Genomic DNA, 13,262 nt, shown 5'->3' with positions numbered 1-13,262 from the left:
GTTTACTCGAGTGTCTGCTTGAACAGTTCCAGCACGTGTGCCATGCCGTGGCCCCACTCGGCGGTCAACCAACAACCACCGAAAACCCAGGTTGGCAAGGTTTCACCAAACGCGAACCACCTAGAAAGTACGATCGAGAGATGAGATCGATCTGGAAGGGCTCGATCGCATTCGGGCTGGTGAATGTCCCGGTGAAGGTGTACACCGCCACCGAGGACCACGACATCCGGTTCCATCAGGTGCATGCCAAGGATGGAGGCCGGATCAAGTACGACCGCGTGTGCACCGTATGCGGTCAGTCCGTCCAGTACACCGATATCGACAAGGCTTACGAGTCCCCGGACGGAGACAAGGTCGTCCTGACCGACGAGGACTTCGCGAAACTGCCCGTGGCGGAGAAGCACGAAATCCCGGTGCTCCAGTTCGTGCCGTCCGACCAGATCGACCCGATCCTGTTGGACAAGAGCTACTACCTGGAACCGGATTCCAGCACACCGAAGGCGTACGTCCTGCTGGCCACGACGCTCGAGGAGGTCGAGCGCACCGCGCTGGTGTACTTCACGCTGCGCCAGAAGACCAGGCTCGCCGCGCTGCGCGTGCGCGAGGGCGTTCTGGTGCTGCAGACCCTGCTGTGGCCCGACGAGGTCCGCTCCGTCGACTTCGAATCGCTCGACGGTGTCGCGGAACCGAAGCCGCAGGAGATCAAGATGGCCGAGACGCTGGTCGAGACCATGTCCGACGACTTCGATCCGGACCAGTTCACCGACGAATACCAGATCGAGCTCAAACGCCTGCTCGACGAGGCGATCGCCAGCGGCACGGGGAAGGTGCCCGAGCAGCCCGAGCTGGTACCGAGCGGGATGGACGCCGAGGTGGTCGATCTGGTCGCCGCACTGCAGCGCAGCCTGGAGGCCAGCGGACGCCGGACGGCGGGCGGCGACGGTGCGGCCGAAGCCGAGCCGAAGAAGGCGGCGAAGAAGACCGCGGCCAAGAGCGCGGGGGCCAAGAGTGCGGCCAAGAGCACCGCGTCGAAGAGCACCGCGAAGAAGGCGCCCGCGAAGAAAGCCGCCAAGAAGACGGCTACCCGCAAAGGCGCCTGATCCTCGCCCGGTAGAAGGGTCGGTGGAGCCGCCGCCCGCCCGAGCGGTCGATCGGGTCAGCCCCGGGCCGCCCGTTCCCGTCCCTCCTCGAAGAATTGCAGCAGCGCGGCCACGGTGTTCACCTTGTCGCGCGGACGCAGCGCACCGAACGGTGCGTTCCAGAAATCGCCGGTGCGCGGGGTCCACGGCCCGACGTAGGCGTACGGGCCGGGGTGCGCATCGTCGCCCGGCGACACCCCATAGTTCACCTCGTCCAGCGTGCTCGCCATATCGAAATGCTCCGGCCACAGCACAGGCGTCACCTCGGGCGCCAGGCAGCGTAACGCCCTGTCCCCCACCGCGAACCACTCCTCGATCAGCCCCGCCGCGGAGGAGTCCACCTCGATCGGCGTATCGGGATCGACACCGGTCGCGTCCGGATAGGACCCTTCCGGAGCTCCCGGTTCGAAGCCTGCCGCGCGCGCCACCTCCCGGTACGTCCCCTCCAGTCGGATCCGCCCGTCCGGCCACACCAGTTCGGCGCCGACGACCGAGACAGGCCACCGCACACCTCCGAATCCCCCGTGCACCGCTCGCAGCCGAATAGTGCCGAACTCCCGATACTGCGGCCCCGCGATCAGCAATTCCGCCGCCGCGTGCAGCGCCTGTCTCGACCGCAGATACGTCATCTCGTCCACTCCCGCATCATCTCCGCTCCCGCCGCCCGACCGCACGCGTTTCATCCCGAGAAGCCTGCCAGATCGGCCCGATCCCGCGACTGTCCGCGCGCGTCTCGGACGCCCCCGGTCCGGCAGTGCCAGCTGCCCCGGAGGCTATGCGGGGGGTTCGGGTGCCGGTCGCGAGGCGACGGGGATGGCCCGGTAGTGGCGGCCGGTGATCGGATCGGGCCGGGCATGGTCGGCGGCGGCGGCCTCGGCGACTTCGCCCTGGTCTACGGCTATCAGCGCTTCGATTGGCAGGTCACGCTGGTCGCGACGTTGATCATCATCGCGGGCGTGCAGGGCATCCAGTTCTTCGGCAATTGGCTGGCCCGGAAAGTATTGCGCCGCTGAGCTACCCGGCTGTCATCGTGCAGACCGTGAGGCGCACGCTCGCGGGGCGGGGCACGGCGCTGCCGAGATCGGGGAACCGCGGGGCGCTGGGACCGAGAAACTCGATGGCACGGCGTTCGGCGTCGGCCCGGGTGGTCGCCCATGCCCAACCGTGGCGACCGTCGGCTCCCCGGACCACCGACCCGCAGGCATTCCAGAACTGCACGACCGCCCGGCAGTCGCTGATACCGCACTGGGAACGGGCAGCGGTCTCGGCCGCGGCGGCGGTCGAGTAATTGACCGCCGACCCGATCGCGCCGCTCGACGAAAGCGCAATCGCGCCATGGTAAGCCCCGGCCGCACGCGCTTGGCCCGCAGGACTGCCAACTATGGCGCAGGTGGCGGCGGACACCACCGCCAGACCGAGAGCAGCCTTGTGCGGCACCGACATGTGATCCTCCCCGTTTCCGACAGACTCAGGGCTCAGATCATCGTCCAGCTCGCTTGACATGTCCAAAACCAGGACTTCCCAGCCGGTGCGGCAGGGACCGATCGCTGTGCTCGTTGCGGGCCTACTCGATCGGGAGCCGGTCGCATCGTCTCGGATGCGAGCCTGGGCCGCAACGGAAGCGGCAATCACGGTGGAGATGACGAAGCCGCCGGGCCGGCACTCTCTGCGGAGCGCCGGTCCCGGCGGCTACTGCCGGTTCTGGCTGGTCTACACCGTGAAACCGAGGGCGCGCAGCTGCTCGCGACCGTCCTCGGTGATCTTGTCCGGACCCCACGGCGGGATCCAGACCCAGTTGATCTTCAGGTCCTCCACCAGCCCGCTGCGCACCAGCGCGTTGCGCGACTGGTCCTCGATGACATCGGTCAGCGGGCAGGCCGCGGAGGTCAGCGTCATGTCGAGGACGGCGATGTTGTCCTCATCGATGCGCAGCCCGTAGACCAGGCCCAGGTCCACGACGTTGATGCCGAGTTCCGGGTCGACGACATCGCGCATCGCCTCTTCGATGTCCTCGAGCAGCTTGATGTCCTCGGCGGACAGCTCGGCCTGCTCGGTCGTGTCGGTGGCCGGTGTGTCACTCATGACGCTTCCCCGTTTCCCATCGGACGCTTCACTTCTCTTCTGCGGTGGCGGCGGGCTGCTCGGGGCCGATGCGCAGAACGGCGTCCTTGAACGCCATCCACCCGAGCAGCGCGCACTTCACCCGTGCGGGATACTTCGACACCCCGGCAAGGGCGATGCCGTCGCCGATCACGTCTTCGTCACCTTCGATCGTGCCGCGGCTGGAGATCATCTCGCTATAGGAGTCGACCACCTTCAGCGCCTGCTGCACCGGGAGCCCGACGACCTGATCGGTGAGGATCGAGGTGGCGGCCTGGCTGATCGAGCAGCCCTGCCCGTCATAGGAGACGTCCGCGACGTCGCCGTTGTCGTCCAGCTGAACGCGCAGGGTCACCTCGTCGCCGCAGGTCGGGTTCACGTGGTGTACCTCGGCACCGTACGGCTCCCGCAGTCCGCGGCCATGCGGGTGCTTGTAGTGGTCCAGGATCACTTCCTGGTACATCTGCTCCATGCGCATGTCTTATGCAACCCCGAAGAAGCTCTGGGCCTTCCGCACGGCGGCGACCAGCGCGTCCACCTCGGCGAGGGTGTTGTAGACCGCGAACGAGGCGCGGGCGGTGGCGGCGATGCCGAAGCGCCGGTGTAGCGGCCATGCGCAGTGGTGGCCCACGCGGATGGCGACGCCCTCGTCGTCCAGAATCTGCCCGACATCATGGGCGTGGATGCCGTCGACCAGGAACGACACCGCCCCGCCGCGGTCGATGTTCTCGGTGGGTCCGATGATCCGCACGCCGTCGATCCCCTCCAGCCCCTCCAGCGCCGCACTGACCAACGTATGCTCATGCGCCGCAACGGCATCCATCCCGATCTGTTCGAGATAGCGTACGGCCGCGCCCAATCCGACCACCTGCGAGGTCATCGGCACGCCCGCCTCGAACCGCTGCGGCGGCGGGGCGTAGGTGCTGTGGTCCATGAACACCGTCTCGATCATGGACCCGCCGGTGATGAACGGCGGCGTCTCCTCCAGCAGCGCGCGGCGGCCGTAGAGCACGCCGACGCCGGAGGGGCCGAGCATCTTGTGACCGGAGAACGCGGCGAAATCGACGCCGAGTTCGCGGAGGTCCACCGTCGTGTGCGGCACCGACTGGCAGGCGTCGAGCACCACCAGCGCGCCGACGTTCTTCGCCCGGCGCACCAGCTCCGCGACGGGGGCGACGGCGCCGGTGACATTGGACTGGTGGGTGAACGCGACCACCTTCGTGGCGGGCGACAATTCCAGCGAGTCGAGGTCGATGCGGCCGTCGTCGGTGACGCCGTACCACTTCAGCGTCGCGCCGGTGCGGCGGGCCAGCTCCTGCCAGGGCACGAGATTCGCGTGGTGCTCGAGCTCGGTGATGACGATCTCGTCGCCCGGTCCGACGTGGTACGGGAACCGGTCGTCGGCGAACGCGTAGGTCACCAGGTTCAGCGACTCGGTGGCGTTCTTGGTGAACACGATCTCGCCTGCGTCGACGCCGACGAACCGCGCGATATCGGCGCGCGCGCCCTCATAGGCGTCGGTCGCCTCCTCGGCCAGCTGATGCGCGCCGCGGTGTACCGCCGAGTTGCTGGTGATCAGGAAGTCGCGTTCGGCCTCGAGCACCCCGATCGGCCGCTGCGCGGTCGCACCGGAGTCCAGGTACACCAACGGTTTCCCGTCCCGGACCGTGCGGCTCAGGATCGGGAAGTCGGCCCGGATGCGGGCGACGTCGAGGGTGCGGACCGTAGCGGTCATATCAGGCTCCAGCGGTAGCAGACTGGGGGACGGCAGTCGGCGAAGCCGACGGGGTGGGTGAGCTTTGCGTGAAACGTACGTAGCCGTTGGCGTCGAGTTCCTCGGCGAGTTCGGCGCCACCCTCGGCGACGATGCGGCCGCCGACGAAGACGTGCACGAACTCCGGCTGGATGTAGCGCAGGATGCGGGTGTAGTGCGTGATCAGCAGGACGCCGCCGTCCTCGCGCTCCTTGTACCGGTTGACGCCCTCGGAGACGATGCGCAGCGCGTCGACGTCCAGGCCGGAGTCGGTCTCGTCCAGGATCGCGATCTTCGGCTTGAGCAGGCCGAGCTGCAGGATCTCGTGGCGCTTCTTCTCACCGCCGGAGAAGCCCTCGTTCACGCTGCGGTCGGCGAAGGCGGCGTCGATGTCCAGCTCGCTCATCGACTCCTTCACCTCCTTGACCCAGTGCCGCAGCTTGGGGGCCTCGCCGCGGACGGCGGTGGCGGCGGTGCGCAGGAAGTTCGACATCGATACGCCGGGAACCTCGACCGGGTACTGCATGGCGAGGAACAGGCCCGCGCGCGCGCGCTCGTCGACCGACATCTCCAGCACGTCTTCACCGTCGAGCGTGATCGAGCCGGAGGTCACCGTGTACTTCGGGTGACCGGCGATCGCGTAGGACAGCGTCGACTTGCCGGAGCCGTTCGGGCCCATGATCGCGTGCGTCTCACCGGAACTCACCGTGAGGTTCACGCCTTTGAGGATCTTGATGGGCTCGCCGGTCTCGTCGGGGTTGGCGACCTCGACGTGCAGGTCCTTGATTTCCAGGGTGGTCATCGAATTCGAATTCCTTAGCTGTAGAAGGTCTGGTTCATCATGCGCCGATGGCGGCGAGTTCGGCCTCGATGGCCGACTCCAGCCGCTCCCGGACCTCGGGGACCGCGATCTTCTGGATGATCTCGTGGAAGAAACCGCGCACCACCAGGCGGCGGGCGGCGTCCTCCGGGATGCCGCGGGCGCGCAGGTAGAACAGCTGCTCGTCATCGAACCGGCCGGTCGCGGACGCGTGTCCCGCTCCGACGATCTCACCGGTCTCGATCTCCAGGTTCGGCACCGAGTCGGCGCGCGCGCCATCGGTGAGCACCAGGTTGCGGTTCACCTCGAAGGTGTCGGTGCCCTCGGCCGCGGCGCGGATGAGCACGTCGCCGACCCATACGGTGCGGGCATCGCCCTTGGGCGAGTGCGGATCACCTTGCAGCGCACCCTTGTACATCACGTTCGACTTGCAGTTCGGTACCGCGTGGTCGACGAGCAGGCGCTGTTCGAAGTGCTGGCCCGCGTCGGCGAAGTAGAGGCCGAGCAGTTCGGCGTCACCGCCGGGGCCGTCGTAGCGGACGTTGCCGGTCAGCCGCACCAAGTCGCCGCCGAGGGTGACGGAGGTGTGCCGCAGAGTCGCGTCGCGGCCGAGCATGGCATGGTGCGCGGTCGCGTGGACGGCATCGTCGGCCCAGTCCTGGACCGCGACGACGGTCAGCCTGGCGGAGTCGCCGAGCACGAATTCCACGTTCTCGGCGTAGGTTCCGCTGCCGCGCTGATCGATGACCACCGTGGCCTTGGCGAAGCGGTCCAAGCGGATCTGCAGATGACCGTAGGCGGTCTTGCCCTCGCCGGGGCCGGTGATCGTGACGGTCACCGGCTCGGCGACCTCGATCTCTTTGCCGACCGACACGACGGTGGCCTGTTCGAAGCCCGAGTAGGCTTGCGCGGCAACGCGATCCGACGGGACGCCGCCCTCGCCCAGCCGGGCGTCGGCGCGGTCGACCGTCTCCACCGTGACGCCGTCGACCACCGCGACCTCGACGGCCGCGCGGCCGTCGCGGACCGCGGTGCCGTCCTGTAGCCCGCGCAGACGGCGCAACGGCGTGAATCGCCACGTCTCGTCCTTGGCGGAGGGCACCTCGAAGGCGTCCACGTCGAACGAGGTGAACACCTCGCCCTTGTTGACCGCGGGAGTACGAGCCTCAGCGGCTTCGGCAACGTTCTCGACTGCCATCAGCCGACGGCTCCTTCCATCTGCAGTTCGATCAGGCGGTTCAGCTCCAGCGCGTATTCCATCGGCAGTTCCTTGGCGATCGGCTCGACGAAGCCGCGCACCACCATCGCCATCGCCTCGTCCTCGGTGAGGCCGCGGCTCATCAGATAGAACAGCTGGTCCTCGGAGACCTTGGAGACGGTCGCCTCGTGGCCCATGGTCACGTCGTCCTCACGGATGTCGACGTAAGGGTAGGTGTCGGAGCGGCTGATCGTGTCGACCAGCAGCGCGTCGCACTTCACCGTGGACCTCGAGCCGTGCGCACCCTTGTTCACCTGGACCAGGCCGCGGTAGGAGGCCCGGCCGCCGCCGCGCGCCACCGACTTCGACACGATGGTCGAGGAGGTGTGCGGCGCGAGGTGCAGCATCTTCGCACCGGTGTCCTGGTGCTGGCCTTCGCCGGCGAACGCCACCGAGAGCACCTCGCCCTTGGCGTACTCGCCGGTCATCCAGACCGCCGGGTACTTCATGGTGACCTTGGAGCCGATGTTGCCGTCGATCCACTCCATGGTCGCGCCCGCCTCGGCCTTGGCCCGCTTGGTGACCAGGTTGTAGACGTTGTTCGACCAGTTCTGGATGGTGGTGTAGCGGCAGCGGCCGCCCTTCTTCACGATGATCTCCACCACCGCGGAGTGCAGCGAGTCCGACTTGTAGATCGGCGCGGTGCAGCCCTCGACGTAGTGCACGTAGGCGCCCTCGTCGACGATGATCAGGGTCCGCTCGAACTGGCCCATGTTCTCGGTATTGATCCGGAAGTAGGCCTGCAGCGGGATGTCGACCTGCACGCCCGGCGGCACGTAGATGAACGAGCCACCCGACCAGACCGCAGTGTTCAGCGCCGAGAACTTGTTGTCACCGGCGGGGATCACCGAGCCGAAATACTGCTGGAAGATCTCCGGGTGCTCCTTGAGGCCGGTGTCGGTGTCCAGGAAGATCACGCCCTGGGCCTCCAGGTCCTCGCGGATCTGGTGGTAGACGACCTCGGACTCGTATTGCGCGGCAACACCGGCGACCAGCCGCTGCTTCTCCGCCTCCGGGATGCCCAGCTTGTCGTAGGTGTTCTTGATGTCCTCGGGCAGCTCGTCCCAGGACGCGGCCTGCTTCTCGGTCGAGCGCACGAAGTACTTGATGTTGTCGAAATCGATGCCATCGAGGTTGGAGCCCCAGATCGGCATCGGCTTGCGATCGAAGATGCGCAGCGCCTTGAGCCGCTGGGCGAGCATCCATTCGGGCTCGTTCTTCTTCGCCGAGATGTCGCGGACAACCGCCTCGGACAGACCTCGTTGCGCGCTGGCACCGGCCACATCCGAATCGGCCCAGCCGTAACCGTAATTGCCCAGGGACGCGATGGCCTCTTCCTGAGTGAGCGGTTGCACCTGGTCGGTGGTCGTCGTCATTCGGCACTCCTTCCGGAGTCGTTCGTTCGTACCGCTGCGGGCTGTGCAGCGGTTTGTGCTGAAGTCTTGGCCTGGGCTATCGGTGGAACCACCAGCGGCACGTGCGTGGTGCACGCGCAGTCGCCGTTGGCGATCGTCGCCAGCCGCTGCACGTGCGTACCGAGCAGCTCACGGAACGCCTCGAGTTCGGCCGCGCACAACTGCGGGAACTCCTCGGCCACGTGCGAGACCGGGCAGTGGTGCTGGCAGATCTGCACGCCCGCGCCCACCTTGCGGGTGGTGGCGGCGAAACCGGCGTCGGTGAACGCCTCGGCGATCTCCTCGGCCTTGGCCTCGGTCTGCTCCGGGGTGTGCTCCGCGACCGGTTCGATCCCGGCCACGATAGTGCGTGCCCGTTGGCGGGCGAACTCGGTGATGGCTTGTTCGCCGCCGATCTTGCCGAGCTGCCGCATGGCTGCCCCCGCGAGATCGTCGTAGGCGTGGCCGAGTTTGCCCCGGCCCGCCGCCGTCAGCTGGTACTGCTTAGCCGGGCGGCCACGTCCCTTGTGCTGCCACGGCGCCGATCGGCTGGCTCGTGCCTGACCGGCGTCGATCAGGGCGTCCAGGTGCCTGCGCACGCCCGCTGGGGCCAGGCCGAGCCGGTTCCCGATGGCAGTCGCGGTGATCGGCCCTTCTTCCAGCAGCAGCTGGACGATGGCCGCTCGGGTATGTCCCTCACCGCCGGCCGCCGCTGGCGCAGCAACAGACCCGGCGCCGCGATCGGCTCCCGCGTCGTCTCTCCGCAAACCCACGGTTTTCACAACATAAGTGTGGCGGAATTCGTTCCCGAAATCTAATAAGGGTCCCCTGAGTTCTCGCCCTGGCTGACCTGCGCGAATCGGGCGGCGACGAGCGTCCTTCGGAGCGGTGCGGGACGGGTGCCGACCGGCCGCAAACGCGCGGCCTGCGCGGGCCTCCACCCGGCTGACCTGCGGATAGGTAACGCTGGACGAACCCGGTCGGCGAGCGCTCGCCCATCGCCGACCGGTCATAGCGCTCAGCGGGCCCGATCCACCCGGCTGTCCGGCTTCGGTGAGCGAGCGGAGTGCGATTCGTCACAGGGTGACGCTCAACGCACCGCGACCAGCTTCATAGGGGTCTCCAGCAGTGCGTCGACGGCGTCGTCCCACGCGGCCGTGGCGGTGGTGACGAGCGACGGATCGAAGCGGCCCGCGGCGACCAGATCGAGAACGGCGGGAATGATGGGTCGAACGTGCGCGCGGCCGGTGTGGAAGGTGCAGCAGCGGTTGTACATGCCCAGAATCGGCAGCGCGACATCCTGCAACTGGACACTGACGCTGGTGCACCAGCCGTCGTAGGCGGTCGCATCGATCGCCGCGCGCAGCGCCTTCGCCCCGCCCGCCGCCTCCACGATGATCGAGAACCGGCCGACTCGAGCATCCGGTGGTCCCTCGACCGCCTCCGCGCCCAAGGATTTCGCGATCTCCAGTCGCTCGACGGAGTAGTCGAGATAAACGACGCGGGCGGAGCCGAGGGCGACACCGAGCCCTGCGGCGTACAGGCCGATCGACGACGCAGCGGGGCCGCCGATCACCAGGACTTCGGCGCCCGGGTCGTCGGCCAGTTGCGGCCCGACCGAGCGGTAGGCGTCCGGAATGTTGTCGCTGGCGCTGGCGACCGCGACCGGATCGACACCCGGCGGCAGCGCGACGAGCATGGCGTCGGCGTGCGGCACCAGCGTCAGGTCGGCCCACAGCCCGCCCCATCCGAGCCCGCCCATGGCGCCGAGCCCGAAGGTGGACAGCCGCGGATGGCTGCGGCAGTTCCCGCTCCGGCCCCGCGTGCACGCCCGACAGCTGCCGCACGAAATCTGGAACGGCACCACTACGAGATCGCCTACGACGACACTGCGGACCTCCGGGCCGACCGCGACAACCTCTGCGACCCCCTCGTGCCCGAACGGGTAGGGCCCGGCCAGTGGGAACGTGCCGCGCAGGACGGAGGGGTCGATGTCGCAGGTAGCCAGCGCGACCGGCCGCACCAGCGCCTGGTCGGGCCTGCTCAGCTCGGGTTCGGGATGTTCTTCCCAGCGCATTTCACCGGGACCGGCCAGCATCAGACGCTTCATCGTCCGAGTGTCGCTAGAACGTTCTTTCTAGTCAATGGTTCGCTTGCGATCGCCCTGCTCCACCGGCCTTTCCGGAATATTTCCGGCCGATGCATCCGCGACCTCCGGGCCGGCGACGTCGGGCTCGGTTCCGGCGGCCGCCTCGCGGCCCGCCGCCGCGCCAGCACCGACGCCTCCGGCGCCCACCGACGCGAACGCCGACCGGATGAGCCGCTCCATCGATACCGCCATGGTCCGCAACGGCGCGTCCGATTGCCTGAGACGGGCCAGAATCGTCGCACCCTCATATGCGGCGACCACCGTAGTGGCCAACGAGGCCGCTTCTTCCTCGCCGAGGCCGAGTTCGACGAGCAGAGCGGCGAAAGCCTGCTCCATCGTGTCGAAGGCGGTCACGCAGGCCGAACGCACCGCCTCGACGTCGCTGCCACCGTCCAGGGCGGGCGTGCCGATCGGGCACCCGTCGGTCCAGTCCGAGTCCGCGAGCTTGGCGACCATGTATTCGAACAGCGTCGCCATGGTCGCGAACACGTCGTTCGGCGCCTGCCGGATCATCCGTCCGGTCAGTACCCCGGTGCCGGTGATCGCGGCGACCGCGATCTCCTCCTTGCCTCCGGGGAAGTGATGGTAGATCGAACCGTAGGGCAGTTCCGCCGCTTCGCTCAACGCCTTCAGCCCGAACCCGTGATACCCGTGCCGCGCCAGCAGCCCGCACGCGGCGACCTCGATTCGCCGCCTGGACTCCGAAACCATGGGTCGATTGTGCCCCGCGAACCGGACGGGTCCGATCGGAGCGAGCGGTGCCCGTGCGCGATGGGCGACCGCAACCCGAACTAGGCTTCGTCCCGTGGCGGTACTGGAGGGCGCGCGGCGCAGGACACTGGCGTTCGGGCGCCGGGCACTCGGACTCGACGTGCCGACACCCGATCACACGATCGCGGCACTGCACAGTGACGAATCGGAAGTGCCCGGCCTCGACCGCAAAGAGCTGGCGCAGCTGGACCGGATCCGCCTGATGGGCGCGACCGGCACGGTGCTGATGGCGATCAGCGCGCTGGGCATCGGCGCGCAACCGGTGCACCAGAACCCCACCTCTGGAGTCCGCGTGCTCGGCATCTTCGCCCGTGCGCACACCGGCTCACTGGCCATGTGCATGACCGGCACCCTCGTGGTGGTGCTGGCCTGGCTTCTGCTCGGCCGGTTCGCGGTCGGCGGCATCGGCGGCTCACCCCTCCACCGGCTGACCCGCTCACAGCTGGACCGCACGCTGTTGCTGTGGATCATCCCGCTCAGCGTGGCCCCGCCGCTGTTCAGCAACGACGTGTACTCGTATCTGGCGCAGAGCGAGATCGCCGCGCGCGGCATCGATCCTTATGAGGAGGGTCCGGTCGCGGGACTCGGGATCGACAACGTCCTCACCAACAATGTGCCGACCATCTGGCGCGATACTCCCGCGCCCTACGGTCCGCTCTTCCTCTGGATCGGCCGCGGCATCGCCGAACTCACCGGCGACAACATCATCGCGGGCGTGTGGGTGCACCGGATGCTGGCGCTGGGCGGCGTCGCGCTGATCGTCTGGGCGCTGCCGCGGCTGTCGGTGCGCTGCGGCGTCGCGCCGGTGAGCGCGCTGTGGCTCGGCGCGGCCAACCCGCTGGTGCTGTTCCACCTGGTCGGCGGCGTGCACAACGACGCGCTGATGCTCGGGTTGATGCTGGCGGGCCTGGAGTTCTGCCTGCGCGCCATCGAGGACACCCACCCGTTCGACGGCCGCGCCTACGCCTGGCTGATCAGCGGGGCGGTCATCATCACGCTGTCCTCGTCGGTCAAATTCACCTCGATCATCGCGCTCGGCTTCGTCGGCATGGCGCTGGCCCGGCGCTGGGGCGCCTCGTTGCGCACCATCGCCATCGCGGCCGCCATGCTCGGCGCGATCGCCATCGGCACAACACTTTTCATCAGTTCGGTGAGCGGACTCGGCTTCGGCTGGATCTACACCCTGAACACCGCGAGCGTGGTCCGCAGCTGGATGTCGCTGCCGACGGTGCTCGGCATCATCACCGGATTCGGCGGCGTGCTGCTCGGGCTCGGCGACCACACCACCGCGCTGCTGAGCATCACCCGGCCGATCGCGGCGCTGGTCGCGGGTTTCTTCACGGTGCGCATGCTGGTGGCCACCGGCACGGGGCGGCTGCACGCGGTGGGCGCGCTCGGCGTGGCGCTGGGCGCCATCGTGCTGCTGTTCCCGGTGGTGCAGCCGTGGTATCTGCTGTGGGCGATCGTGCCGATGGCCGCGTGGGCCACCCGGCCGGTGTTCCGCGTTCCGGCGGTGGCCTTCTCGGCGGTCGTGAGCGTGATCCTGATGCCGCGCGGCGCCAACCTCGAGGTGTTCCAGATCGTGGGCGCCGCCATCGCCACTGTGATCGTCGGCGTGCTGTTCATCGTCATCACGCGAAACACGCTGCCCTGGCGTGGGCAGACGGGGGTGTCGGCTCCGTCACAGGTGCCCACCTCTTACGGTGTGAGACCGTGACCGAGCGCAGCGAGGGAACAATCGAACGCAGCACCAACGGGCGCGACGCAGCCGAGCGCCAGCGAGGTGGAGTCGTGACCGAGCGCAGCGAGGGAGCCATCGACACAGCACCAACGGGCGCGACGCAGCCGAGCGCCAGCGAGGTGGAGTCGTGACCGAGC

Annotated in this window: 14 protein-coding genes and 1 pseudogene; 4 read left to right on the top strand and 11 right to left on the bottom strand. The window is 68.1% G+C overall.

Annotated features, from left to right (window positions below):
* Positions 1-140: 140 nt before the first annotated feature.
* On the top strand, positions 141-1,100 hold the full coding sequence (gene ku, locus OHA40_RS28265) for a non-homologous end joining protein Ku (RefSeq protein ID WP_330229885.1): 960 nt from the start codon (positions 141-143) through the stop codon (positions 1,098-1,100).
* Between the two features lie 56 nt (positions 1,101-1,156).
* On the opposite strand, the gene OHA40_RS28260 is transcribed toward ku, so the two are convergent.
* Positions 1,157-1,768: a hypothetical protein gene (locus OHA40_RS28260; RefSeq protein ID WP_330234412.1), complete on the bottom strand. Its 612-nt coding sequence runs from the start codon at positions 1,766-1,768 to the stop codon at positions 1,157-1,159.
* A 222-nt stretch (positions 1,769-1,990) separates the two neighbouring features.
* Here OHA40_RS28260 and OHA40_RS28255 point away from each other — a divergent pair.
* Positions 1,991-2,152: pseudogene (locus tag OHA40_RS28255) on the top strand (ABC transporter permease); the annotation flags it as partial.
* A 1-nt stretch (position 2,153) separates the two neighbouring features.
* Here OHA40_RS28255 and OHA40_RS28250 read toward each other — a convergent pair.
* From OHA40_RS28250 to OHA40_RS28205, 10 genes are all read right to left on the bottom strand, one after another.
* Positions 2,154-2,582, bottom strand: a complete 429-nt coding sequence (locus OHA40_RS28250) for a DUF4189 domain-containing protein (protein WP_330229884.1) — start codon at positions 2,580-2,582, stop codon at positions 2,154-2,156.
* A 267-nt stretch (positions 2,583-2,849) separates the two neighbouring features.
* Complete coding sequence (locus OHA40_RS28245; RefSeq protein WP_330229883.1) at positions 2,850-3,221, bottom strand: metal-sulfur cluster assembly factor; 372 nt, start codon at positions 3,219-3,221, stop codon at positions 2,850-2,852.
* Positions 3,222-3,249: 28 nt separating this feature from the next.
* Positions 3,250-3,717 (bottom strand): Fe-S cluster assembly sulfur transfer protein SufU, encoded by a 468-nt coding sequence (sufU, locus tag OHA40_RS28240; protein WP_330229882.1) that lies wholly within the window; start codon positions 3,715-3,717, stop codon positions 3,250-3,252.
* A gap of 3 nt (positions 3,718-3,720) precedes the next feature.
* Positions 3,721-4,974, bottom strand: a complete 1,254-nt coding sequence (locus OHA40_RS28235) for a cysteine desulfurase (protein ID WP_330229881.1) — start codon at positions 4,972-4,974, stop codon at positions 3,721-3,723.
* Position 4,975: 1 nt separating this feature from the next.
* On the bottom strand, positions 4,976-5,794 hold the full coding sequence (gene sufC, locus OHA40_RS28230) for a Fe-S cluster assembly ATPase SufC (RefSeq protein WP_330229880.1): 819 nt from the start codon (positions 5,792-5,794) through the stop codon (positions 4,976-4,978).
* A 37-nt stretch (positions 5,795-5,831) separates the two neighbouring features.
* Positions 5,832-7,010 carry a Fe-S cluster assembly protein SufD gene (sufD, locus tag OHA40_RS28225; RefSeq protein ID WP_330229879.1) on the bottom strand — a complete coding sequence of 393 codons (1,179 nt, stop codon included), beginning with the start codon at positions 7,008-7,010 and terminating at the stop codon, positions 5,832-5,834.
* Positions 7,010-8,446: a Fe-S cluster assembly protein SufB gene (sufB, locus tag OHA40_RS28220; protein WP_330229878.1), complete on the bottom strand. Its 1,437-nt coding sequence runs from the start codon at positions 8,444-8,446 to the stop codon at positions 7,010-7,012. The genes sufD and sufB overlap by 1 nt, the downstream gene beginning before the upstream one ends.
* Positions 8,443-9,246 (bottom strand): helix-turn-helix transcriptional regulator, encoded by an 804-nt coding sequence (locus OHA40_RS28215; protein WP_442943833.1) that lies wholly within the window; start codon positions 9,244-9,246, stop codon positions 8,443-8,445. The genes sufB and OHA40_RS28215 overlap by 4 nt, the downstream gene beginning before the upstream one ends.
* A gap of 308 nt (positions 9,247-9,554) precedes the next feature.
* Positions 9,555-10,574: an alcohol dehydrogenase catalytic domain-containing protein gene (locus OHA40_RS28210; RefSeq protein WP_330229876.1), complete on the bottom strand. Its 1,020-nt coding sequence runs from the start codon at positions 10,572-10,574 to the stop codon at positions 9,555-9,557.
* Between the two features lie 27 nt (positions 10,575-10,601).
* Complete coding sequence (locus OHA40_RS28205; protein ID WP_330229875.1) at positions 10,602-11,324, bottom strand: TetR/AcrR family transcriptional regulator; 723 nt, start codon at positions 11,322-11,324, stop codon at positions 10,602-10,604.
* Between the two features lie 94 nt (positions 11,325-11,418).
* Between OHA40_RS28205 and mptB the strand changes: the two genes are divergently transcribed.
* Together mptB and OHA40_RS28195 are read left to right on the top strand one after the other, a co-directional pair.
* Positions 11,419-13,101, top strand: coding sequence for a polyprenol phosphomannose-dependent alpha 1,6 mannosyltransferase MptB (mptB, locus tag OHA40_RS28200; RefSeq protein ID WP_330229874.1), 1,683 nt, complete (start codon positions 11,419-11,421; stop codon positions 13,099-13,101).
* Positions 13,098-13,256: a hypothetical protein gene (locus OHA40_RS28195; protein WP_330229873.1), complete on the top strand. Its 159-nt coding sequence runs from the start codon at positions 13,098-13,100 to the stop codon at positions 13,254-13,256. The genes mptB and OHA40_RS28195 overlap by 4 nt, the downstream gene beginning before the upstream one ends.
* Positions 13,257-13,262: the final 6 nt, after the last annotated feature.

This window comes from Nocardia sp. NBC_00508 (assembly GCF_036346875.1).
Lineage (GTDB): Bacteria > Actinomycetota > Actinomycetes > Mycobacteriales > Mycobacteriaceae > Nocardia.
Note: the sequence above shows the minus strand (reverse complement) of the source record. Positions and strands in the feature narration are given on the sequence as shown.

What these genes read in the sequence shown, in the direction of transcription:
- ku (WP_330229885.1), top strand. Translation starts at nt 141, where the DNA reads ATGAGATCGATCTGGAAGGGCTCGATCGCATTCGGGCTGGTGAATGTC.
- OHA40_RS28260 (WP_330234412.1), bottom strand. Translation starts at nt 1,768, where the DNA reads ATGACGTATCTGCGGTCGAGACAGGCGCTGCACGCGGCGGCGGAATTG.
- OHA40_RS28250 (WP_330229884.1), bottom strand. Translation starts at nt 2,582, where the DNA reads ATGTCGGTGCCGCACAAGGCTGCTCTCGGTCTGGCGGTGGTGTCCGCC.
- OHA40_RS28245 (WP_330229883.1), bottom strand. Translation starts at nt 3,221, where the DNA reads ATGAGTGACACACCGGCCACCGACACGACCGAGCAGGCCGAGCTGTCC.
- sufU (WP_330229882.1), bottom strand. Translation starts at nt 3,717, where the DNA reads ATGCGCATGGAGCAGATGTACCAGGAAGTGATCCTGGACCACTACAAG.
- OHA40_RS28235 (WP_330229881.1), bottom strand. Translation starts at nt 4,974, where the DNA reads ATGACCGCTACGGTCCGCACCCTCGACGTCGCCCGCATCCGGGCCGAC.
- sufC (WP_330229880.1), bottom strand. Translation starts at nt 5,794, where the DNA reads ATGACCACCCTGGAAATCAAGGACCTGCACGTCGAGGTCGCCAACCCC.
- sufD (WP_330229879.1), bottom strand. Translation starts at nt 7,010, where the DNA reads ATGGCAGTCGAGAACGTTGCCGAAGCCGCTGAGGCTCGTACTCCCGCG.
- sufB (WP_330229878.1), bottom strand. Translation starts at nt 8,446, where the DNA reads ATGACGACGACCACCGACCAGGTGCAACCGCTCACTCAGGAAGAGGCC.
- OHA40_RS28210 (WP_330229876.1), bottom strand. Translation starts at nt 10,574, where the DNA reads ATGAAGCGTCTGATGCTGGCCGGTCCCGGTGAAATGCGCTGGGAAGAA.
- OHA40_RS28205 (WP_330229875.1), bottom strand. Translation starts at nt 11,324, where the DNA reads ATGGTTTCGGAGTCCAGGCGGCGAATCGAGGTCGCCGCGTGCGGGCTG.